Here is a 20,727-nt window from a genome sequence, read left to right on the forward strand (position 1 = left end):
GAAAAACGGGGTGATGGGCGTGAGAGGAGCAGGGATGGTTTGTCAGTCAGAACAACTGCGGTTAAGCAAGCTTTATCGACGAATGATTACCTCCCTGTGGGAGCTGCTAACCACAGGGCAGGCAGAGTGGGCGGAACAGTACGAAGCGGACGAACTAGCCTACCAGGAGTATCTCGCATCAGACGCTTTGCGTCAGCGGGTATGCGGCACAGCACAGCACAGGCAGTCCGGACTCTCCGAGCTTGAGCAGCGCGTCCTGCAATGTCTCTGGCTTGAGATGATGGAGCAGCAGGGACCATCTCAGCTTCGCCGCCAGATTGCCGCATGTTGGAGTCAGCTCGTTTACACGATCAGCACCTGTCGGGCCACAATCGGCGATCGCTCGCTGACCGAACAGCAGGTATTGTCTGTGCTGGCAGGGGAGCGAGACCAGGCACAGCGGAAAGAGGTCTGGAAAGCATGGATGCGCATGGGAGAAGAGGTTGCGCCGGAGCTGCTCACCTTAGTCCAACTGCGTAACGAGATGGCACAACATGCCGGTTACGACAACTATCACGACGTAAAACTGGCCACCCAAGAGCTGGACTGGCGGCAGCTGTCCCAGATGATCCGTACACTTCGAGACGAGTTGGATCCCCTGTATCGACAGGTGAAGGCGGAAGTGGATGCGGAGGTAGCGCAGCAGTTTCAGATCGCCGTCAGCCAGATCAAGCCCTGGCATTATCAGCATCCGTTTTTCCAGCAGCAGGCGATGGATGTCGTGTTGCCAGAGCTGTCAGTTGGAGATTCGTTTGAAGAACGGCTAACCGACCTGTTTGCAGGCTATGGTCTCGCGATCGGACCACTGCTCAAGCGCTCCGATGTATACAGTCGCCCCGACAAAAGCCCGGCCAGCTTCTCCCTTCACCTCGATCGGGCAGGGGATGTCCGTCTCTCCTGCCATCTGGAACAGGGGGGAGATGGATTGCCGCTGCTGTTGCATGAGCTGGGGCATGCCGCCTATGAAATCGGCATCGATTCAGATCTGCCCTATGCCCTGCGGCAACCTGGCCATACATTTCTAAGTGAAGCAGTGGCGCTGTTGTTTGAGCGGTTAGCTTGCGATAGAGAGTGGCTGAGGCGACTTGGCTGTAAACGGCTGCCGGATCAGGAGCGTCTCGACAAATGGAGTCGGCGAAACCGGTTGATCAAACTGTACTGGACGATGACGGTCGTGTTGTTTGAGCGGGAGTTGTATACAAATCCCGGACAGCAGTTGAATCAATGCTGGTGGGACTTGGTCGAAGAGGTACAAGGAGTCCGCCGGCCCGACGAGTGGGATCTCCCGCATTGGGCAGCCAAGGCGCATCTCAGCACACTGCCGGTTTACTATCAGAACTACCTGCTTGGGGAGATTGCTGCTGCTCAACTCCTCTCTGCCTTTCAACAAGTCGGAGAGGGATGGCCCAGCAGGGAGGCGTTCCATCGGCTGCAAGCAACGCTTTTTTCTCCCGGTGCCTCCAAGCGATGGGATCAGCTTCTCCCGTTATTCTGTGGCGAACCGGTCACGGTCGCCCCGTTGATCGCGCAGGTGGCAGATGGGCACAATCTTTCCGCGAGGGACAGATTGGCATGACGATGCCCGAGATGCACGCCCGCTACTTCAACCAACTCGTCTATGACGAGGGAGAACGTAGCGTGACAAAGCGGAGCACTGATGAACGGAAGCTGACCGATGAAATCTGCTGGTATCTCGATCTTCCTTCCCGCTGCAAATCGTTGATTCCAGCTATCTACGACTACTCGCTAGAACCGGGTAATGTTTTTGTCACGATGGAATACATCCCGTGGCCCACGTTGACTGACAGCTACCTGACGGTGGAAGGGAGCAGCCAACTGCTGGAATGGGAAAAGGTGTTTGAGGATCTGCGCGAGGTCGTGCGCCAGTTTACAGCCTATTCCCGTGAACCGGATATCACTTCCTATGAAACAATGTACATGACCAAGACACACCAACGTTTGGGTCAGTTCATCCGTTCCAGTGAGTGGGCCTCGGCGATGTTGGAGAGGGGATTTCAGGAGATAAACGGTCGTCGTCTGCCGTGTCCCAGCCTCGTCCTGGAGCGGGAGAGAGCTGCCATCGACCGCTTGCTGTACGAGGGGAGGTTTCAGATCATTCACGGCGATTACTGTTTTCCCAATATTTTATACGATCACGACAGCCGTTCGATCAAGCTGATCGACCCGCGCGGCAGTTTTGGCGCTCCAGGATTGTTCGGCGACGTTCGTTACGATCTGGCCAAGATCCGGCACAGTCTGAGTGGTTTTGACAACATTGTGCGCGACCGATTTACAGTAAGTCTTTCCGGGCAGAGCATCGCTCTGTCGCTTGCCGACAATCTGGCGCAGCGGGCCCTGCGACAGATGTGGGATCGCTGTTTGGATAAAAGGCTGGCCGAGGTGCGGCTGATCGAGTCGCTGCTGTTTCTCTCCATGCTGCCGCTGCACAGTGACCGACCGGACAGGCAGATGGCGATGTACGCCTTGGGAACACTGCTTCTGTGCAGCTGTCTATATGACTGATCGAAAGGAGAAGGGGATGCGGATTGTAATCGACTTGGACGGGACGATTTGTCAACTGAAAGGCGCCGGAGATACGTACGAGACACTGGCTCCCGTACCCGGCGCGGTTGAGGCGGTAAAAAGACTGAAACAGGCAGGGCATGAGATCGTGATCCACACGGCACGCAACATGAAGACACAGCGTGGCAAGGTGACCGACGTGATTGCCAGCGTGGGACAGGTTACCCTGGATTGGCTGGACCGCCATGGGGTTCCCTACGATGAAGTGGTTTTTGGCAAGCCATATGGCGATGTGTACATTGACGATCTGGCCATTCGTTTTTGCGACTGGCAGGAGACGATGGCACAGCTCGCAGAATGGACGAACGAGCGATGAGAGTGGTTCTTCCGATGGCTGGACTGGGCCGCCGGCTGCAGCAGGAGGGGGATGTTACGCCTAAGATGCTGCGCCAGATCGCCGGCAGACCGATGCTCCATTGGGCACTTGACAGTTTACAGGGGCAGGTGGATGTGGATCATGTGATCTTTGTCTGCCTGAAACAGCATCTGGATCGGTTTCCCCTGGAACAGACGATTCGCCGCTACAGTAGAGATGCCAGAATTATCGCCTTGGATCATCCGACACGAGGACAAGCGGAGACGGTCTTGGCTGCCGCGCCCCATGTACCGCTCGATCAACCTTTGATGATTTACAATTGTGACACCTATCTGGAATCGCGGATCGGCCAAACGCTTGCTCGGCTCTCTGGGCTTGTCGACGGAGTTATCTCCGTCTTTCCTTCTCAGGAGGACTGTTTCAGTTACGTGGAGGTTGACGATACGGGGACGGTTACCCGCACCACCGAGAAAGAAGTGGTCTCATCTTACGCCTCGACGGGGCTGTATCACTTTTCACGGGCGCGGTTCTTCTGGGAGGCGGCGGAAACAGCGATTGCCCAAGGTGAGAGAACGGCTGAAGAGTATTATGTCGCACCGCTTTACAACGATCTGATTGCCCAAGGCAAGCATTTTGTGATCGACCAAGCGGATTGTTGCTATCCGCTTGGTACTCCAGAGCAGCTAGAGGCATTCCTGCCATACGCCGCTGCGCTCTCAACTCAACAGAGAGGAAGTGGCAAGGATGAGCGAAGGGGGTGGCGGAAAAGATGAAAGTTTTCTTTGGACTGAGCGGCGGACTGGGGCCAGTGATGAGATGCCTGTCGATTGCCGAGCAGTTTCGGCAGGCGGGGGGCGAGGTCTGTTTCAGTATTTACGGTAGGGAGAGCCAGCAGTATTTGGAACAACGGGGATACTCTCAGTTGATCGATGACGATCCGACGATGCCCGATCCAAAGAAGACGATTCCCCCGCATTCCGTGTTTTACAACATGGATCATTACTATGCGATGGCCGGGCTGCTTGACGAGCACTTCTTGCACAGTTGGGTTGCTCACCGGATCGAGATGATTCAGGAATACCGACCTGATCTGATTATTGCCGATTTTAGCCCACATACGATCATCGCGGCTCGTTTCCTCAACATCCCGCATGCGGCCATCGTCCAGTCCTGCTACCATCCGAACGGGCAACGGGTGAGCCATTGGGCCGATCAGCCGCGCAACCTGCCTAGGGTGACGCCGATTATCAATAAAGTGCTGGAGCGGTTTGACCTGCCGCCGATACACAAAATGGAAGAACTGCACTCCGGACAGCTCGATATCGTGCCAAGCTTTCCCGCATTTGACCCGATTGATGACAAACTGGTGCGCTACGTCGGTCCGCTGCATCACACGCTGGCAGACGATGAGGACCAACCGCTGCCGGATGATCCATACATACTGGTCTATCCCGGCAGGCTGTATGATTTAACCAGCTCACTCGGATTGTCGCTGGTCCAGTCCGTGATCAGTGGATTTGCCGATACGGCGTACCAGGTGCTGATCGCCGCGGGAGAGAGACCACCGACAGGGATGGATGATCTTCCCGACAATATCTCGTTTATCCCGAACTTCTCTGAGAAGCTGCTTTCTCACTGTGCGTTATTTATCCATCACGGTGGTCATGGGAGCTGTCTGTCGGCAATCGAGCAGGGAGTTCCGTCGTTGATCATACCGACCAATACAGAACGGGAGTACAACGCGCGCAAGATCAGTCAACTGGAGGCAGGGGAGTACATGCTGCCCCATTCGTTTACCGCAGACCATCTGGCCAGGCTGGCCGCTTTCATCATTGAAGATCACTATCGCGACAAGGCAAAGGCTTTGCGGAAAGAAATCGCAGGACAGCAGTATGGTGGTGCGCGAGAAGCGTATGTGCTGACCAGTGCCTTGGCGGCAGCCGCAAACAGTAAGGGGAGACGAACATGATCTACGGTATCGGCGTTGATCTGCAGCATATCGGTCAGATCGGCGAAGCGATCGAGAAGCACGGATCTGCTTTTCTGGTAAAAATATTTACAGAGGAAGAGGTCGCATACTGTCAGCGGTATCCTCGCACCCATCAACACCTGGCGGCCAGGTGGGCGGCCAAAGAGGCTTTCTTTAAGGCGCTGGGGGCGGGGATCGGACAAGGTTTTCTGTTTCGCGAGGTGGAGACGAGAAACCATGCAAGCGGCCAACCCTACATCGTCCTTCATGGAAACGCTCTTGCCCACTGTGACCGGCTAGGACTGCAGACGCATGTCAGTCTCTCGCACTCCGGAGAGTACGCCATGGCTCAAGTGCTCGTAACCATCGGGGAGCAGTCGGAAAGAAGTTCGTGAAGATTGGCATCTGTGCTTAGCGGGGGCTGTTGGGCCCCCGCTTTCGGTTACGATGACAGTTGCAGGTACTGCTGATAGGCAGGTGCCTCTCTTCGCACACTGTACAGGAAAAGTCGTTCGGTATGAACGTGAGTTCGGATCAGGCCGGCTAGACGCAGTTTGAAAACAGCATCAAACGTCGTATCCTTGTCCAACTGCATCGTCTTGCTAAGCTGGGTAAAACTGCAAGGCTTTGTCTGCCCGTCAAGGACCCGCAGGATCTTGAGACAGGTCGTGTCACGCAAACTGTCCGACAATGCTGCTTCAGTTGTCTGATCGCCCAAGGTTCCTGGCTGGCCCGTACGTCCTGCTGCGTACATACAGAAGGTAACCCCTTGGAAACAGCAGTAAACACTTATCGGTTGGTAGTGGTACTGCGGGCAGAGGATGACCTGTGTCAGTCCATCTACCGGTTCGAAGCGAAGTCCGTTGGTGACCTGTTCGATCAGTTCAGGCCCCGGCATCGTCGCCAGCAGTGCCTCCGCCTTTTGCCTGTGCTCTTCCAACTGGGTCAGCACAGTTCGGTCCATTCTGGAGAAATACTGATCATTCCATAGACGTAGCAGTTCAATCTGTTGGCCAAGGGTCTGGCGCAACTGTTTGGGAAACTTCTTCACGTAAGGCGACAGCTGTGTTGTGATTTGATCCGCATCCTGTGATTCCAGCCAGTCCAGATAGGCGTCTGCTGTGACCTGTTCTTTCAACAGTTGCTGCCAGATCAGCAGGTAGAGCGGGTCCCACAGCTTTGGCGGCTTGCTCTCCAGTTTGTCGGCAAATCCATCAGTGAGCTCTTGCCTTGTCGTTTCCACCCAACGATTCCCCAGGTGCAAGAGGGAGTGGGTCGACTTGTTGAGATAGGCAGACAGACTTTGTACCAACTCAATGGCAGGTGACCAGATCACCTGTACGCTGTAACTCATAACACCCCTCCATTTACTGGAATATTCGCAACAATTAGACTGTAGCGCAGCGACATCACAGGGTCAACCTCTTCTTGGCAAGATCCGCAATGCCTCTTCGATCGCTTCCAGGTTCTCGCTGTATTCGTACGCTCTCATCTCTTGATGGATCACCAGCAGCTCGTCAATCACTCCTTTTAACAGCAGCCGCAGGCGGTCATTCAGCATCTGATCCTGATCCTGCTGCAGCGAGAGAGCGGCCGTTTGTTTGGCCCGCCCGGGTTCCGTACGCCTTGCGTACTCTGGCATATCAGGCAGTTGTCCGGTCATGCGCATCGCCCCCTTCTCCCACTTGACGATCCTTTTGCCTGATCAATTCCCATTTGATCTCCTCTGTCAGCGCCTCCACACGCGCTAGTTCCCGCATCAGCGGCCGCAATTGCGCATCGAGGGAACGCCATCGCTGCTCTAGTACCCGGTACTGCTGCTCCAATTGCTCAATAGTCAGATTTCCCAGATGACTCAAGGGCTGCTGCCTCCTTTCATCGTGTTGGTCTGCTGCTACCTTATCAGAGCAAACGATCGGGAAACTCATCCTTTTTTGCGGATCACACAGGGGATAATGCCCGATATTGAGACGGTTGGACAAGGGGGCAACAATGGAGCCGGATCTGCTACAAAAAGCCGAGAAGCGGCCTCTCTCAAGCGCTTAGAATAACCGTATCAACGAGCGTCGAACAGACTGCCGCACAAAAGGAAGTGAAGCCAAGGTTGATCGTCTTGTGGGAGTACAGAGAGACTGCAGGAAGAGCATCTGACCAAGCCCCTCTCGCCGAATCGGTCGATCCCGCCGTGCCAGTTGTCAGTGTGGACTCGTACCAAGCCATGATACAGGCAATGGAGGCTGCGCCGTGTGAGGCACTGATTATCATTTGTGAGCAAGAAAAACTGCCCGAGCGATACGATCTAACCCGGCTGATCGGGCAGGTGCCGATCTACGTGTTTGTCAATGTAGGGGTCGCAGAAAAGCTGATTCTCCATTACTTGCTGTTTTATCTCAGTACACGCGCTGATGCCGGTCATGCGGCCAACCATCTGGGGGAGCTTCCGCCGCCTGTCTCCGACGGAGGAGGCGGAAGCATCGACTGGCGACAATCGATCCGCTACATCCACAGCAACATGACCCGCAACGATTTGTCATTGGAGGAAGTAGCCAGTCAGAACTACGTTTGCAAGTGGCACTTTTCCAAACTGTTTAAACAACAGTTCGGGATTACCTTTCGCGAGTACCTGATCAGTGCGCGACTCGAACGAGCCAAGCAGATGCTTCGTTCCAACCAATCTGTTACAGATGTTTGCTATGCGGTCGGCTACGGAGACCTGGCCCATTTCATCCGGATCTTTCGCAAAAAGGTAGGGATGACGCCGAGTGACTACAAGCGCCAGCATCGGATTGACTCTACCAAGGGGGTGAGTAAGTGAAACAAGCGCACAAGCTTCCCGTCACGGCAAGAACCGGTTTCTTTACCGAATGTTATCACAACTTTCGGCTTAGTATCGTGCTGGCCCATCCGAACCTGATGCCGTGGTACTACGGCCAGTTCTGCAATCTGATCCTGCAGGCCAGCCGCGACGATCAGTTTCCGTTTGTTCGCTTTGAGGATCATCTTGACATCTACAGCGAAGTGCTGGAGGAACGGGCCGTCATTGAGGCTGACGATTGGGTTGACGTCATTCGTCAAGCGGTGTCTGCCGGAGAATACATCCTGCTCTACTTTAACTGGAAGCACATCAAAAGCTCAGATTACTACCAGCAGAAAGACATTCATCATGAAGCTCTGCTGTACGCATTTGACGACGAGACAGAGACATTTGAACTGCTTGCTTACGATGTGGAAGGCAGCGTGTATGGAGTGACTCGCATCTCTTATGACGACTGTCGCCAGGAATTGGAGCGTCTGGTCGCCGAAGACATGCGCTCGCAGAAATGGTTTGCGTATTACGGGTTTCCAGTCCAGCGCATCTCGGTCAAACAGACAGGACCAACAGAGGTAAACCTGAAACGGCTCTACTTCGCACTGGATCGCGCCAGGGTAAAAGCCTCGCCTCATGAGACAGAGGTGTTTGCGATGGGCTTTCACATCTATGCCTATCTGGCGGAGTTCTTCAACCAGCTGGCCCAAGGGCGCTATCTGCATCCGTCTGAACATGTGCTGTGGAACATTGTGTTGAACAAGATGATTCAGCACAAAAAGGTGATGGTGAAGCGGCTTGATTTCCTCGCGGCGGGAGGCAGCTCTCCCTTTCTGCAGCGTACCCGCTCATTTTACGAGCAGGCGAGAAAACATCTGGTGTCGATCATGGGCAAGTCCCTGCGTTATCAGCAGGGCGGGGGCACGTCCCTGCTGCAAGAAATCGGCGAGGAGATGCGTGAGGTCTACGAACTGGAAAAGCGGGCGTCTCCGCTCTTAATGGAGTACTTGGTGGATCGGCAGTTAAAGCAATTGTGAGGTGATACAGTTCATGGAGGAGTTGAAATACGGCAGAGAGATTGCCGCCTCGCTTCTGGATACGCTTGGCCGGGAAGTAGCGCTTGAGGTGGACACTGATCTGCTTGATCTTGGCCTTGATTCGATCAACTTCGTGCGCTTGATCGTTTTGCTGGAGGAGCGCTTGTCGATTCGCATCGCCGATGACGATGTGCTGCTGGCGCACTTCAGTACGCCTGCACGAATTGACCAACTGCTCAACCGGTATGCAAAGCAGGCACAGTAGGGAGGTGGAGGGGTCGATGGCTGAGAAAGCGCGAAACGTACGCAAAGCAGTGATACCGGCAGCGGGTCTCGGGACGCGCTTCCTCCCGGCAACCAAGACGCTTCCCAAAGAGATGCTGCCCATCGTGGACAAGCCGGTGATCCAGTATGTGGTCGAGGAAGCGGTGGCCTCCGGGATTGAGCATATCGTCATCGTCACGGCACCGGACAAGCCGTCCATACAACAACATTTCGACGGCAAAGGACAGAGGTCGGGCCTGTCACAGACGAGCAGAGGGCAGAAGCAGTTGGCGGACTTGGATCAGTTGGCAGGTCGGGTGACGATTGATTACGCCGTGCAGGAGCAGCCGAAAGGGCTTGGACACGCCGTCTGGTGTGCCGGACCGTTTCTCGATGGTGAGCCGTTTGCGGTGCTGCTCGGGGACATGGTAGTAGCGGCGGAAACACCTTGCTTGCGTCAACTGCTCGAGCGATTTGCAGAGGTGCCGCTGCCGTTGATCGGGGTGAGCCGTGTCCCTTATGAAGATGTACAAAAGTACGGGATCTTGGCCGGACAGCGGGTTGCTGAACAAACCTATGCCGTTCGTCGGTTCGTAGAAAAACCGGAACCGGGTGCAGCTCCATCCGACTTGGCCATTGTCGGCCGTTACATCCTCCCGCCGGAGACCTTGCCGCTCTTGGAGCAGCAGGCACCTGGTCTTCATGAGGAGATCCAGTTGACGGATGCGATCAACCAACTGGCAGCACAGCAAGAGGTACAGGCTTATCAGATCGCCGGGGAACCGTACGATGCAGGTGACAAACTAGGTTTTGTGAAAGCGAACATCGCGTTTGCATTAGCGGGAGATAGCGCCGACGATCTTTTGGCTTATCTGACGAGAATGGTGGAACGGCAAGTGCCGCCGCGATGGGCAGGGGGTGACCAATAGATGCCGATGGTACGCATCTGCAAGACGGTGGAGTTTAGCGCTGCCCATCGGCTCTACCAGCCAACGATGAGTCCGCAAGAGAACGATCGCTGTTACGGAAAGTGTACGGTGGATCATGGGCACAACTACCGGCTGGTCGTTTGTCTCGAAGGAGAGGTAGACAAGCAGAGTGGCATGCTGCTTAATCTCAGCCAGGTAAAAGAGACGGTTCAGCATGTAATCGTGGACAAACTGGATCATCAACACTTGAACCAGGTACCCGAATTGGCAGGGGTGGTGCCCACTGTAGAAAACCTTGTGGTCTGGATCTGGGAGGAACTGGAGAAGCGGTTTGGGCAAGGGTTGTTGAAGGAAGTGATCTTGTATGAGACCGACTATACGTATGCCAGCTACAGCGGGTAGGTTGCACGTGAGCATCTGGAGTGGAAAGGGGGCAGAACAGTCGTGACTCCGCTCTTTTCACAGCTTCACCGTCTGGCAGATCAGTATCGGGACCATATCGCCTACCGCGATGATCAGCGCCAGTTGTCCTATGGGGAATGGTTGGAGCGGGCTGCCCGACAGGCGGAGGTGCTGCTAAAGCTCGGCATCACGCCAGGCAGCAGGTTGGTTTTCTACAGCGATGATCCGCTTATGATCGTAGTCGGGTATGCCGCCTGTTTTCAAATCGGTGCCGTCTGTGTGCCGATTGACGCCCAAGCACCTGTTTCCCGTGTGATCGAGGTGGCTGCGGATTGTGACGCTGCCGGTTATTTTGTCTCGGCAAATAAGCTGGCTGCACTGCGTTCGGTGGTGCCTGCAGACAAGCCTATTTTATGTCCTGCTTGGGAAGAAGAAGCGGAACAGGTACACGGCCAGAGCGGCAGTGAGGCGGATGCAGCTTTGCTTCCCGATGTTGGCCAGCTTAGTGAAGTTGAACCTGCAATCATCTTTTACACATCTGGTTCCACTGGGCGGCCAAAAGGCGTGATGATTCCCCAGCAAAGCGTACTCATCTTTATGCAGTGGGGGAGGGAGGAGTTTCGTACCGGCCCTCACGATGTGTTTTTCTGTCACGCTTCCATGCACTTCGATATGTCCTTGTTCGCTCTCTTTGTCTCGGTTGCCGGGGGATCAGTCTGCGTACTGCCGTCCCCTCAGAGTCGCACAAATCCGGCCTACCTGCTGCGCATGATCAAGCAGAACAAGGTGAACATCCTGCATCTGGTTCCGTCTGCGATGAATCTGATCCTGCAGTCTTGCGACACTGAGATTCAGGTAGACAGCGTACGGGCCGTGATCTTCTCCGGTGAACCGCTGCCGTCCAAGCTGCTGCCGGGAATCCGCCGTCTGCTGCCGGGTGCACGGATTGTCAACATCTACGGCAGTACGGAGACGAACGACGCTTTTCTCTACGAAGTGCCACCAGATCACGACAGCAGTCAGCCGGTGCCGATTGGCAGGCCATTTCCGCATGTGACGGCACTCGTCCTCGATCAACAGCAGCAGCCGTGTGCAGAGGGAGAGGCAGGGGAACTGTACATCTGCTCAGCCACATCGATGAGCAGCTACGTCGGGATTGAGCCGAGCGAGACGTTTATCAGCGTTCAGGGGTACGACGGCTGGTATTATCCCACGCGTGATCTGGTGAAGGTGGAGAATGGCTTGTATCACTACGTCGGCCGCAAAGACAATATGGTAAAGCTAAACGGACTGCGCGTCGACCTCGGTCAAGTGGAGCGCGTCTTGATAAGCCACCCGGCTGTGCGGGAGGCAGCGGTTGTGGTACGGAGACAGGGGGAGCGTCAACTGCTCGTCGCCGTACTGGTCACCGATCAGCAGGACAGGGACACCTTGTCCGGAATCGCCCTGCGCGCCTACTGTGCTGAACATCTGCCCAAACAGTCGATTCCCTCGCGATATTTGATCCGTTTCGAGCCGCTGCCGAAGACGAGCACCGGCAAAGTTGATCGGGCAGCGATTCGAGAAGAGTTGTCCGCAGCCCCTGCCTTTTCCATCGGCAAAACGGAACTGAAGCAGTACATGGTAACCCGTTTCCTCCCGGGCGAGAGTGTGGAATCACTGCCGGACGACTATCATCTGATCGAAAACGGGGTGATTGATTCGCTTGGGCTCGTCGGGATTGCCGTCTATCTGGAAGAGCGGCTGGGTGTAGAGATTGGAGAAGAGGAGATCACACCTGAGCACTTTGCCAGCATTGAGCGGATCATTTATTTTCTGAAACGGAAGGGCTGGTACGCTGCATGACACCCGCGAAGCACGTGGTCATCACCGGAATCTCTCAAGGAATTGGACGCCAGACCGCATATGAACTGGTTCGTGCTGGCTGTCACGTGTACGGCAACGTACGCCGGGAAAAAGACATTGACCCGCTGCTGGCGGATTTGTCGGTTACCGAACGAGAGCGGTTGGTCGTTGCAGCCTGTGACCTCTCCTCGCGAGAGCAGATTGAACGCTGGATTGTTCAGTCTTTGGATCGTGTCCCGGTCGATGCGCTGATTAATAATGCCGGCACGGGGCGGTTGACAGCTTTTGAGGAGGTTAGTCTCGCGGAATGGGACGATTTGCTGCAGGTCAATCTGACGTCGTCGTTTCGGCTGGCACAGTGGGCGTTTGCCTCGATGAAGCGACGTCAAACAGGAGGTTTGATCCTGCAGATTGGATCGTTGGCTTCTATTCCAGGGATGGAAAAGTTCCCCGGTTTTGCTGCCTATACAGCCTCCAAGTACGCTGCAGCCGGATTGAGTGAACAGATCGCATACGAAGGCAAGAGTTACCAGATTCGCTCCCTCTGCCTCTCGCCAGGAGCAGTCGATACTCGATTGCGTCAGCGGATGGCGCCGCATCTCAAGGAGCGGCTGATGCAGCCGGAAGAGATCGCCCGCATGATCAAAGAGCTTGTGCTCAATCAGCATCTGCCGTTAAACGGGGTGAATCTACCCGTGTACAAATGGTGACGACAGGAGGTGCAACGAGGAGATGCCATTGATCGGCAAGGGTCATATGCTTGAGGCACAGCCTTGGTATGAACCGGTACGTACAATCGTAGAGCTCTGCAACCAACTCAGAGCGAAACAGCTGGAACATGGCGGTTTTTCCCCTGACGATACGATCGCAGCGTCAGAAGAGCTTACAAACGTGAGCAACGCACTGCAGCAGCTAGCTGAGACCTTTCCGTCTCCCTATTTGGACGCAGTAAGGGATGACCTGCATGCCTGGATGAGACAGGGACTCTCGACGCGTCCTCTGTTCGATCATTCGCTGCGCGCGTTTAAACGGGCGGAGAACCACTCTTTTGGGTTTGCCTTGTTTCCGATCAAGGATTTGACCCAGCAGACAGAATCGATCCGCTTGGAAGCATTCGTCTATTATCGGAACGAGCTTCCGCTGCTTGAACAGATGCGCCGTCAATATCGCGACCAAAGTTATCAAGCAGTTGAGCTGCTGCTGGCAACCGACGGTTTAACAGACAACAACGTCTTAAATCTGTTTCCTGAGGCGATCTCTGTGGACATGATGGCGGACCAGCAGCAGTTTGCCCTGTTCTTCCACAACAAGTATCTGGAGATCTTCTACGAGATCACCAAACCATTAGGAGCGTTCCTGGTCAGCGATCCGCTGGCGGTCTGGCAAGCTTCACCTGATCAGATCTATGACGCGCGCACGATCTACTCCTATCTGCACGATCTGTATCATTACAGCGGTACGCTGCCGTTTGATGAGTTTTGGCAGGAAAAGAGCAGTACGTTAGGCAGTTGTTTTGAAGAGATCCGCGTCGATACGCTTACCTATCTCACTTTGTCCGCTCGCGAGGAAGAGCCGTGTCGACTGGCGGCGGAGTTGTTTCTGCTGGATCGCATCTATCGCTACAGCTATACCGACGAGCCGACAGACAGTTTTGACTGTTTGACCAACTACTTTTTCCTCGCTTACTTGCTAGCCCATGGCGGGGCTCGCTTTGAGAACAAACAATTGGCTTACGATCATCAGGCGGTCAGACAGAGCTTGTCCCGTCTGGCGCGAGAGCTGGGACAGCTGGAGAACAAACTGCTTCATTCCCCTGCCGACTGCTTTGACGAGATCATTGCCGGCTGGCTCAGCCAATACGTGGTGATGTCCGGCCCCGGTCTGTTGGAGCGAACAGTGTTTGCCGACTGGTTGATTGGACAAGGGGAGAAGCGAGGCATCCCGCGAACGATCCGTTGGTCTGCACATAGTCTGCGCAAGTACGCGTGAGGAGGAATCCCCATGGGAAGGATCTGGTTTGAAGAACAGGAGTTGGCCGGATATACCGGTACTGCGGTCGTCCAACTGTACTCGGGGGGACTTGACAGTATGTACACGGCGCTTGGCATGGCGCAGAGAGGGTACGATGTCCATGCCCTCTACGTGGACGTAGGCCAGGAGAGACCGGAGAATCTGGAGGAAGCGTGCGCAGCGCTAGGTGTTCAATTGATCATCGTCGACGGCAAAACGACACTCTGCGACGAATACCTCTCCAAGGGGATACAGTCAAATGCTTTGTACAACGACGTGTTTCCGATCTCCTCCAGTTACACTCGTCCCTTGATCGCCGCCCAAGCCGTTGCTTATGCAGAGTCGATTGGAGCAGAACTGATTGTGCACAGTGCGACACCGTATCAGAACTCTACGTCCCGTTTCAATCTCTCCATCCTGGCCTTGGCCAAGGAAATGCATGTTTACTGTCCGGCTGTCGGGCAGTATGTGTCGCGCGAAGAGAAGATAGCCCAACTGCGTCGTGCCGGAATTCCTTTGGACGCTGAAAAGCGGCTCTACTCCATCGATGAGAATCTGTGGGCGAGGGTGATCGAGAATGGAACGCTGGAACAGCCGTGGATCGATCTGCCGGCAAAAGGCGTGTTTACCTGGACGACTGATCCCGAACACTGCGGGGAAGAGCCAATCACGGTCACCCTCTCTTTTGAAAAGGGCCTACCGGTCCAACTGGACGGCAGCAGCATGTCCTTGGCAGAGATGATCGCTTCTTTGAATACCTCTTTGGGACGATACGGTGTAGGCCGGTACAGCGGATTGGAGGATGGCGCGTTTGGTCTGAAGAATCCCGAGGTGCGGGAAGCTCCTGCAGCAGAGATGATTCATAAATCCCATCTGCTGTTGGAAGAGATGATTCTGTCCAGTGAGGAGTTGCGAATCAAGAAAATGCTTGACCGCGAATGGACACGATTGGTTGTGGCCGGAGGCTGGTACAGCCCGTTAAAACGGGCGCTTGACGCCGCGATTGCGGCACTCAATCAGGATATTACCGGTCAGATTCGCTGGCGGGTCACGAATGGTCAGATCATGCCCATCGCCAGGGAATCGGTACATGCGCTCTATTCAGCCGCTTCCGACAGCTTCCCAGGCGAACTGTTTCCCTATTCATTGGGGACATTTTACCAGCAGCTGGCACGCAAGCAGCGGGTTCATTTGTGAGATTTTAGACGCGGGAGATGAGTTGACTTGCAGCGAGAAGATCGCAACTTGCATGTACTGGAACTGACACAGCATGAACGTATGGCGATGGAGTCCATCGTGCGGGGGCTTCCGCCGCTTGATATCAGGAATGTCAACGATGAGAGGCTGACCGAGACAGAACTGCTTGGACGCCGCGTTCCTGTCAGAATTGCTGATGCCCTGATCCGCTTCCGCAAGCATTCCAATAGCGAAGGAACGCTCTTACTGCGAAATCTGCCGGTAGATGATGTCCTGCCTGCAACGCCCAGCGACGGTCGTCTGGCTGAAGCAAAAAAGTCAACGATCAGCGAGTACAACTTGCTTCTGTTGCTGCAGTTTCTTGGTGACCCGATTGCGTACGAGGACGAGAAGGAAGGACTGCTGATTCAAAACGTCTGCCCGGTACAGGGATGTGAAGAGCTGCAGGAGAATACGGGGAGCACCTATCTGGAGTTTCATACCGAAGATGGCTTTCATCCGTACAAACCGGACTTCATCGGCCTGTTTTGCCTGCGCCCCGATCACGAGGGGGTGGCGAAAACGATTACCTCGTCGATCAGGATGGCGATCCAAAAGATTCCTGCAACAGCCGTCTCCCTTTTGCGGGAGCCGCACTTCCGCATTTCTCCTGCTTCCTCGTTTGGCTATGGAGGTTACGCGGGAGATAAGCTGCCTGAATGCAGTCGGACCATCCCCGTGCTAAGCGGCAGTCTGACAGACCCGGACATGTGCATCGACTTTTTTCTGATGCGAGGTACTCACCCGGCAGCCCAATGGGCGCTAGATGTGCTCAAAGAGGCGCTTACGTCCAGTGTACAGGAGTTTTCCTTGCGGCCCGGCGATTTGCTGATTGTGGATAATCGCAAGGCCGCCCATGCGCGAACCTCGTTTGAGCCTCGTTATGACGGTTTTGATCGCTGGCTTCAGCGGTTGTTTGTCACCAATGATATACGTCGCTCTGCAGACGGCCGCTGGCGCGACGGGTACGTCTGCTCTCCACTATTTACCCTTACTAAACGACATCACTCCATGTAAAAAGAGCTTGGCGAAGACCTAGCTCTTTTTACTCTTCCATGATACAGTCTGCTTCCGTTTCCACCAGCCAGTCGCCGCGGATAAATCCTTTTACTTCGACGAACGTGCAAACCGGACGCGTGCCGGAGAAAAACTCGTGGTGCGCTTTCGCTGCCTCCTCCCATCGCGTCATATCGGTCAGCATGATTCGGGTTCGCACTGTGTCACCCAGTTGTCCGCCTGCGTCTTCAATCGCTTGTTTCATGATTTCCAAGCAACGCCTGGTCTGTCCGTACATATCACCCGGGCAGGCGGTGGAGCCATCAGGCAGAAGCGGGGCTGTGCCGGCAATCGCCAGGTAGCGGCCCACTCGTACTCCTCGCGAGGAACCAAGTCGCTCTTCCAACGGTGAGCCGGAAGAGACCGTTGTTCTCGATCTACTGTTTTGAGAAGACATAATCCTTCCTCCTTCTATTCGGGCATGTTCTGCCTTCATCCACACTGTATCCCGCCTGGTTCATCCGTTTCTATCTTTTGCGCGTAAAACAATCGTTAGTCTACAGGCTAACAGAGGTCTAACCCAGCATTGATATACATGCTGTGCCGGACATTGTATCTTCGAACTAGTGTACAACTCACAGGAACCCAAAGAATGGATCACCGGGGGATGCAGGGAGAGCGGGAAAGGAGGAGGATAGCATCGTTATAGACTTTCATGTGCACGTCGGTCGGCTGCGTCAGGAATACACGGTAGAATTCGCTGACGAGATGATGAGGGCATGCGGCAAACAGGCAGAGGAGTTAACTGTCGAACCTGAGTCCCTACTCGCCGAGATGGATCGGGCAGGAGTGGAGCGGGCTGTACTTTTGGCTTTTAACGCTAGACGTACGCTAGGGGTACACGTCACCAACGAGCTGGTGGGGAAATGGTGCAGTCAAGTGCCCCAGCGGTTTCTCGGGCTGGCTTCCTACGATGGTCGTGACTCGTTACGAAAGCGTGAATTAGTCCTTGACAGGAAGCGTTATCGGTTGAGCGGCTACAAGCTGGCCTACGGTTATCTGGCAATGGCGCCGGATGAACCCGACTGGTGGCCGCTGTATGAAGATGCGCTAGAACATGACTTGCCGGTATTGGTTCACATGGGGTTTTCTCCGATTAAGCGGGTGTCGCTCCGCCACTGCCATCCGGGACTGCTCGAACCGGTGTTGAGCAGGTATCCCTCCCTGAAGCTGGTAATCGCCCATATGGGGTGGCCCTGGATCAGTGAGACAATCGAGCTGATGGCCCGTTACCCCAATACCTATGCGGACCTTTCCATCGTTTCCCGATACCAGCCGATTGAACAGGTCGTAGAGATCTTCAGCAAAGCAGCAGCAGCCGGTGTAGAAGGCAAGCTGTTGTTTGGCACGGATTATCCGATGTGCGGGTTTGCTGAGGGATTGGCACGGATCAAGGAGCTTCGACAGAGGGTGCGGGTCTCCACAGGCGGGATATCTGAGGGCGTGTGGGACAAGATCTTGTACGGCAACGCCAAACACTTGCTCAACCTGCCCTGATGGGGAACAGTCTCCCGCTAGTGAGGGGATAACCTCAGTTGTTCCTGTGCCGAAGTGGTGTGCTTGATTGATGAACGAAGGAGGAGTCTGCTTGAAGTATTTGCTGCTGTCAGGAAAAGTAATGCGGAGCAGCACCATTTACCGCTTTGAGATTCTGACCCGCATCGTGGCTACCTTGTTTTCTGTTTTTGCGATTCGCTGGGTTTGGATCGCCCTGCTGCAAAACACGGGTTATATCGAGAGGATCGGTGTCACCCTGGATGTTATGCTCACCTACGCCACGGTGTCGATGATCCTGCAGGCGCTGTACGGACCGACGATCGTGTTTGAGATCAGTCAGAGAATCCAGAACGGGATGATTGCGATCGATTTCCAGCGGCCGTGGGAGTACCAGATCGCGATGCTGTCTCGGCTGCTGGGCATGATGGGGGCGGGGATGGTAACCGTCATGTTGCCGGTCATCGCAGTGACGGCCATCTTATTTCCCGTTAATCTTCCGGAGACGTGGAGTGTATGGGTATTCTTTTTGACCAGTGTCATGCTGGGGATCATCGTTCAGTTTACGATGCAGTTTTTTATCGGCTTGCTTGCTTTTCCGTTTGTAGAGGTCTGGTCGTTCGAGATTATGCTTAGTTCAGCGATTGCGATCTTCTCCGGACGGGTCCTGCCGGTCTGGATCTTCCCGGACCTGCTTCGCGATCTGATTTACATCTTGCCGTTTCGTTGTTTGTACGACATTCCGATCCAAATCTATACAGGGACGGCAACACCTGATCAGTATCTGGGGCTGCTCTCGCTGCAGGCAGGATGGGCGATCGCCCTGCTGCTGCTCACCAAAGGCGTTAGTCGCTACTTTGAAAACAAACTGTTAATCTCGGGGGGGTAACATGGGATTTCTGGGATACCTTTCGCTCTATGTGAGGATGCAGCACGCCAATCTGCGTTCCCGTCTGATGTACCCGTTTAACTTCTTTTTTGGCATTTTTGCCGTCACCGGCAGTGGAGCGTTTTCGATTGCTTTCTTGTACGTCCTAACCCGAAAGATACCGGTACTGGCCGGTTGGTCGTTTTATGAAGTGGTCTTTATCGCCTCGATGAGCATGATCTCCTACTCGGTCAGCTTTATCTTCTTTATTCAGCTGCAGGAGATAGATTATTACATTCGCTTTGCAGAGTTTGACCGCATCCTCGTACGACCGCTCAATCCGCTGTTTCAGTTTATCTGCAAACGGATTAATGTGAATAGCGTCGGTCCTACCGCTTTTGCTACGGGGACGCTGATATACTCCGGCTATCACTTGCGAGATTGGGATTTGCTATCGATCCTGCTGACTGTTTTGTTACTGTTTTGCGGCACAGTCGTCTGTACGTCCATCCTGCTGTTAATCGCATCTGTGGCCTTTCGATTTTTGCAGAGCGGGGGATTGTTTGAACTGCGTGAGGCGATTTACGACAATGTCTCCGATTTCCCGATCACCTTCTTTCCGAAGTGGTTTCAGGCGTTCCTCACTTTTGTTCTGCCACAAGGTTTTATGGGGTTTTATCCTGCTGTGTATCTGATTGGGCGCAGCGACCAGAGTATGTTTGGCAATTCCGTTTTGCTCGCCTGCCTGGTGGCAACCGTTTGTTTTGCGTTGTTGAGCTACTACGCCTGGAGCCGGGCGATCCGATCCTATGCGGGCGCTGGATCATGAGGAGGGAAAAGGGATGATCATTACGACAAAGAACTTGTGCAGGGATTATGTGATCTATTACGGAGGAACATCCTTTCGCAACTACTTCACCCGGATGTTCGGGATGAAAGGGGAGAGGAAGCGGGTTGTCGACAATCTCACAATGGAGATAGCAGAGGGCGAGTTTGTCGGCTATTTAGGACCCAATGGTGCGGGAAAGTCTACCACGATCAAGATGCTGTCGGGCGTGCTGACCCCCACGTCGGGAGAAATCCGTGCGCTGGGACTCGACCCGGTGAAAGATCGCAAGAAACACGCCCAAAACATTGGCGTGCTCTACGGACAGCGCAGCCAGCTCTGGTGGGACCTGCCCTTGACCGAATCGTTTGAACTGCTAAAGGCCATCTACAGAATCCCCGATCGCGACTACAAACGACGGTTAAACCGGTTTGCCGAAGCACTCCATATGGGGGATACCTTAAAGCGGCCTGTCCGCCAGCTCTCGCTGGGTGAACGGATGAAAGGGGAGATCGTGGCCGCATTGCTGCACGCGCCACCGATTGTCTTCCTAGACGAGCCAACGATCGGCCTTGACATCGTCTCCAAGAATTACATACAGGAGTTCTTGCGCATGATCAATCGGGAAGAGAAGACGACCATCATCCTGACATCCCACAACATGGACGACACCGAAAAGCTGTGCAAGCGGGTGATCCTGATCGACAATGGGCGGGTCATGTTTGACGGCACCCAGGACAGCCTGAGACGTCTCATCCAGGAAAGCAAGCTGCTGGTTGTCGATGTTCCTGTCGAGCAGATGGGGCAAACGTCGCCATTCAAACCGGCCAAGGTGGAGGAGAATCGCCTCTTCTTTGAATTCCGCGATGATTCCGAAGTGCTGCCGATGCTCTCCGCCTTGTCCAATTCCTACACGATTCTAAAGGTGGAAATCAAGGATGCACAGATTGAAAAGGTGCTGCAGCAATTGTATCTGACCAAACAATACAATGCGCAGCATCAGCAAACCGAGCAGGCTGTACGATCCGAGCAGTGAGGAGGAGGAAT

24 protein-coding genes are annotated in these 20,727 nt (G+C 54.5%); 20 read left to right on the forward strand and 4 right to left on the reverse strand.

All coding sequences use genetic code 11. From position 1 onward, the window contains the following. The first annotated feature begins 13 nt into the window (after positions 1-13). From LOK74_RS08195 to acpS, 6 genes are read left to right on the forward strand one after another with little or no spacing between them, the layout of a single operon-like run. Entirely contained in the window at positions 14-1,615 is a 1,602-nt protein-coding gene (locus LOK74_RS08195; RefSeq protein ID WP_230046949.1) for a M2 family metallopeptidase, read from the forward strand. After that, on the forward strand, positions 1,612-2,562 hold the full coding sequence (locus LOK74_RS08200; RefSeq protein WP_230046149.1) for an aminoglycoside phosphotransferase family protein: 951 nt from the start codon (positions 1,612-1,614) through the stop codon (positions 2,560-2,562). Before LOK74_RS08195 ends, LOK74_RS08200 begins: the two co-directional genes overlap by 4 nt. Positions 2,563-2,578: 16 nt before the next feature. Beyond that, positions 2,579-2,938 (forward strand): 5' nucleotidase, NT5C type, encoded by a 360-nt coding sequence (locus tag LOK74_RS08205; RefSeq protein WP_230046150.1) that lies wholly within the window; start codon positions 2,579-2,581, stop codon positions 2,936-2,938. Continuing rightward, a complete protein-coding gene (locus tag LOK74_RS08210; RefSeq protein WP_230046151.1) occupies positions 2,935-3,711 on the forward strand; it encodes a glycosyltransferase family 2 protein in 777 nt (258 codons plus the stop codon). Before LOK74_RS08205 ends, LOK74_RS08210 begins: the two co-directional genes overlap by 4 nt. Further along, positions 3,708-4,907, forward strand: a complete 1,200-nt coding sequence (locus LOK74_RS08215; RefSeq protein ID WP_230046152.1) for a glycosyltransferase — start codon at positions 3,708-3,710, stop codon at positions 4,905-4,907. The genes LOK74_RS08210 and LOK74_RS08215 overlap by 4 nt, the downstream gene beginning before the upstream one ends. Then, positions 4,904-5,302: a holo-ACP synthase gene (gene acpS, locus LOK74_RS08220; protein ID WP_230046153.1), complete on the forward strand. Its 399-nt coding sequence runs from the start codon at positions 4,904-4,906 to the stop codon at positions 5,300-5,302. Before LOK74_RS08215 ends, acpS begins: the two co-directional genes overlap by 4 nt. 47 nt (positions 5,303-5,349) lie before the next feature. Here acpS and LOK74_RS08225 read toward each other — a convergent pair whose 3' ends face one another. The 3 genes from LOK74_RS08225 to LOK74_RS08235 form a co-directional block, all read right to left on the reverse strand. Then, positions 5,350-6,261 carry a hypothetical protein gene (locus LOK74_RS08225; protein WP_230046154.1) on the reverse strand — a complete coding sequence of 304 codons (912 nt, stop codon included), beginning with the start codon at positions 6,259-6,261 and terminating at the stop codon, positions 5,350-5,352. 63 nt (positions 6,262-6,324) lie between these two features. After that, complete coding sequence (locus tag LOK74_RS08230) at positions 6,325-6,570, reverse strand: hypothetical protein (protein WP_230046155.1); 246 nt, start codon at positions 6,568-6,570, stop codon at positions 6,325-6,327. After that, complete coding sequence (locus LOK74_RS08235; protein ID WP_230046156.1) at positions 6,551-6,766, reverse strand: hypothetical protein; 216 nt, start codon at positions 6,764-6,766, stop codon at positions 6,551-6,553. The genes LOK74_RS08230 and LOK74_RS08235 overlap by 20 nt, the downstream gene beginning before the upstream one ends. 245 nt (positions 6,767-7,011) lie before the next feature. Here LOK74_RS08235 and LOK74_RS08240 point away from each other — a divergent pair, with 245 nt between their 5' ends. The 10 genes from LOK74_RS08240 to LOK74_RS08285 are packed head-to-tail and all read left to right on the forward strand — an operon-like array spanning position 7,012 to position 16,453. Next, entirely contained in the window at positions 7,012-7,722 is a 711-nt protein-coding gene (locus LOK74_RS08240) for a helix-turn-helix transcriptional regulator (RefSeq protein ID WP_230046157.1), read from the forward strand. Beyond that, complete coding sequence (locus LOK74_RS08245) at positions 7,719-8,750, forward strand: hypothetical protein (protein WP_230046158.1); 1,032 nt, start codon at positions 7,719-7,721, stop codon at positions 8,748-8,750. Before LOK74_RS08240 ends, LOK74_RS08245 begins: the two co-directional genes overlap by 4 nt. 13 nt (positions 8,751-8,763) lie before the next feature. Further along, positions 8,764-9,015: a phosphopantetheine-binding protein gene (locus LOK74_RS08250; protein ID WP_230046159.1), complete on the forward strand. Its 252-nt coding sequence runs from the start codon at positions 8,764-8,766 to the stop codon at positions 9,013-9,015. Between the two features lie 16 nt (positions 9,016-9,031). Continuing rightward, on the forward strand, positions 9,032-9,943 hold the full coding sequence (locus LOK74_RS08255; RefSeq protein ID WP_230046160.1) for a UTP--glucose-1-phosphate uridylyltransferase: 912 nt from the start codon (positions 9,032-9,034) through the stop codon (positions 9,941-9,943). Beyond that, positions 9,944-10,345, forward strand: coding sequence for a 6-pyruvoyl trahydropterin synthase family protein (locus tag LOK74_RS08260; protein WP_230046161.1), 402 nt, complete (start codon positions 9,944-9,946; stop codon positions 10,343-10,345). It begins immediately after the preceding gene. A 42-nt stretch (positions 10,346-10,387) separates the two neighbouring features. Beyond that, positions 10,388-12,190, forward strand: a complete 1,803-nt coding sequence (locus LOK74_RS08265) for a non-ribosomal peptide synthetase (protein WP_230046162.1) — start codon at positions 10,388-10,390, stop codon at positions 12,188-12,190. Further along, positions 12,187-12,900 carry an SDR family oxidoreductase gene (locus LOK74_RS08270; protein ID WP_230046163.1) on the forward strand — a complete coding sequence of 238 codons (714 nt, stop codon included), beginning with the start codon at positions 12,187-12,189 and terminating at the stop codon, positions 12,898-12,900. The genes LOK74_RS08265 and LOK74_RS08270 overlap by 4 nt, the downstream gene beginning before the upstream one ends. A 22-nt stretch (positions 12,901-12,922) precedes the next feature. Next, positions 12,923-14,179, forward strand: a complete 1,257-nt coding sequence (locus LOK74_RS08275; protein WP_230046164.1) for a DUF6421 family protein — start codon at positions 12,923-12,925, stop codon at positions 14,177-14,179. Between the two features lie 12 nt (positions 14,180-14,191). Continuing rightward, positions 14,192-15,397: an argininosuccinate synthase gene (argG, locus tag LOK74_RS08280; protein WP_230046165.1), complete on the forward strand. Its 1,206-nt coding sequence runs from the start codon at positions 14,192-14,194 to the stop codon at positions 15,395-15,397. 27 nt (positions 15,398-15,424) lie between these two features. Beyond that, positions 15,425-16,453 (forward strand): TauD/TfdA family dioxygenase, encoded by a 1,029-nt coding sequence (locus tag LOK74_RS08285; protein WP_230046166.1) that lies wholly within the window; start codon positions 15,425-15,427, stop codon positions 16,451-16,453. A gap of 28 nt (positions 16,454-16,481) precedes the next feature. On the opposite strand, the gene LOK74_RS08290 is transcribed toward LOK74_RS08285, so the two are convergent. Next, positions 16,482-16,889, reverse strand: a complete 408-nt coding sequence (locus LOK74_RS08290; protein ID WP_230046167.1) for a RidA family protein — start codon at positions 16,887-16,889, stop codon at positions 16,482-16,484. Positions 16,890-17,149: 260 nt separating this feature from the next. Here LOK74_RS08290 and LOK74_RS08295 point away from each other — a divergent pair, with 260 nt between their 5' ends. From LOK74_RS08295 to LOK74_RS08310, 4 genes are all read left to right on the forward strand, one after another. Next, complete coding sequence (locus LOK74_RS08295) at positions 17,150-17,989, forward strand: amidohydrolase family protein (RefSeq protein WP_230046168.1); 840 nt, start codon at positions 17,150-17,152, stop codon at positions 17,987-17,989. Positions 17,990-18,080: 91 nt separating this feature from the next. Further along, the gene (locus LOK74_RS08300; protein WP_230046169.1) at positions 18,081-18,875 is read left to right on the forward strand and encodes an ABC transporter permease; all 795 of its coding nucleotides are present in this window, start codon (positions 18,081-18,083) and stop codon (positions 18,873-18,875) included. Between the two features lies 1 nt (position 18,876). Next, a complete protein-coding gene (locus LOK74_RS08305) occupies positions 18,877-19,683 on the forward strand; it encodes an ABC transporter permease (protein WP_230046170.1) in 807 nt (268 codons plus the stop codon). A 13-nt stretch (positions 19,684-19,696) separates the two neighbouring features. Beyond that, positions 19,697-20,716, forward strand: a complete 1,020-nt coding sequence (locus LOK74_RS08310; RefSeq protein WP_230046171.1) for an ABC transporter ATP-binding protein — start codon at positions 19,697-19,699, stop codon at positions 20,714-20,716. Positions 20,717-20,727: the final 11 nt, after the last annotated feature.

Origin of the sequence: Brevibacillus humidisoli (genome assembly GCF_020923435.1) — a bacterium.
In the GTDB taxonomy this organism is placed as follows: Bacteria; Bacillota; Bacilli; order Brevibacillales; family Brevibacillaceae; genus Brevibacillus_E; species Brevibacillus_E humidisoli.

What these genes read in the sequence shown, in the direction of transcription:
- LOK74_RS08255 (WP_230046160.1), top strand. Translation starts at nt 9,032, where the DNA reads ATGGCTGAGAAAGCGCGAAACGTACGCAAAGCAGTGATACCGGCAGCG.
- LOK74_RS08200 (WP_230046149.1), top strand. Translation starts at nt 1,612, where the DNA reads ATGACGATGCCCGAGATGCACGCCCGCTACTTCAACCAACTCGTCTAT.
- LOK74_RS08275 (WP_230046164.1), top strand. Translation starts at nt 12,923, where the DNA reads ATGCCATTGATCGGCAAGGGTCATATGCTTGAGGCACAGCCTTGGTAT.
- acpS (WP_230046153.1), top strand. Translation starts at nt 4,904, where the DNA reads ATGATCTACGGTATCGGCGTTGATCTGCAGCATATCGGTCAGATCGGC.
- LOK74_RS08225 (WP_230046154.1), bottom strand. Translation starts at nt 6,261, where the DNA reads ATGAGTTACAGCGTACAGGTGATCTGGTCACCTGCCATTGAGTTGGTA.
- LOK74_RS08230 (WP_230046155.1), bottom strand. Translation starts at nt 6,570, where the DNA reads ATGACCGGACAACTGCCTGATATGCCAGAGTACGCAAGGCGTACGGAA.
- LOK74_RS08250 (WP_230046159.1), top strand. Translation starts at nt 8,764, where the DNA reads ATGGAGGAGTTGAAATACGGCAGAGAGATTGCCGCCTCGCTTCTGGAT.
- LOK74_RS08205 (WP_230046150.1), top strand. Translation starts at nt 2,579, where the DNA reads ATGCGGATTGTAATCGACTTGGACGGGACGATTTGTCAACTGAAAGGC.
- LOK74_RS08290 (WP_230046167.1), bottom strand. Translation starts at nt 16,889, where the DNA reads ATGTCTTCTCAAAACAGTAGATCGAGAACAACGGTCTCTTCCGGCTCA.
- LOK74_RS08270 (WP_230046163.1), top strand. Translation starts at nt 12,187, where the DNA reads ATGACACCCGCGAAGCACGTGGTCATCACCGGAATCTCTCAAGGAATT.
- LOK74_RS08260 (WP_230046161.1), top strand. Translation starts at nt 9,944, where the DNA reads ATGCCGATGGTACGCATCTGCAAGACGGTGGAGTTTAGCGCTGCCCAT.
- LOK74_RS08305 (WP_230046170.1), top strand. Translation starts at nt 18,877, where the DNA reads ATGGGATTTCTGGGATACCTTTCGCTCTATGTGAGGATGCAGCACGCC.
- LOK74_RS08195 (WP_230046949.1), top strand. Translation starts at nt 14, where the DNA reads ATGGGCGTGAGAGGAGCAGGGATGGTTTGTCAGTCAGAACAACTGCGG.
- LOK74_RS08215 (WP_230046152.1), top strand. Translation starts at nt 3,708, where the DNA reads ATGAAAGTTTTCTTTGGACTGAGCGGCGGACTGGGGCCAGTGATGAGA.
- LOK74_RS08210 (WP_230046151.1), top strand. Translation starts at nt 2,935, where the DNA reads ATGAGAGTGGTTCTTCCGATGGCTGGACTGGGCCGCCGGCTGCAGCAG.
- LOK74_RS08310 (WP_230046171.1), top strand. Translation starts at nt 19,697, where the DNA reads ATGATCATTACGACAAAGAACTTGTGCAGGGATTATGTGATCTATTAC.
- argG (WP_230046165.1), top strand. Translation starts at nt 14,192, where the DNA reads ATGGGAAGGATCTGGTTTGAAGAACAGGAGTTGGCCGGATATACCGGT.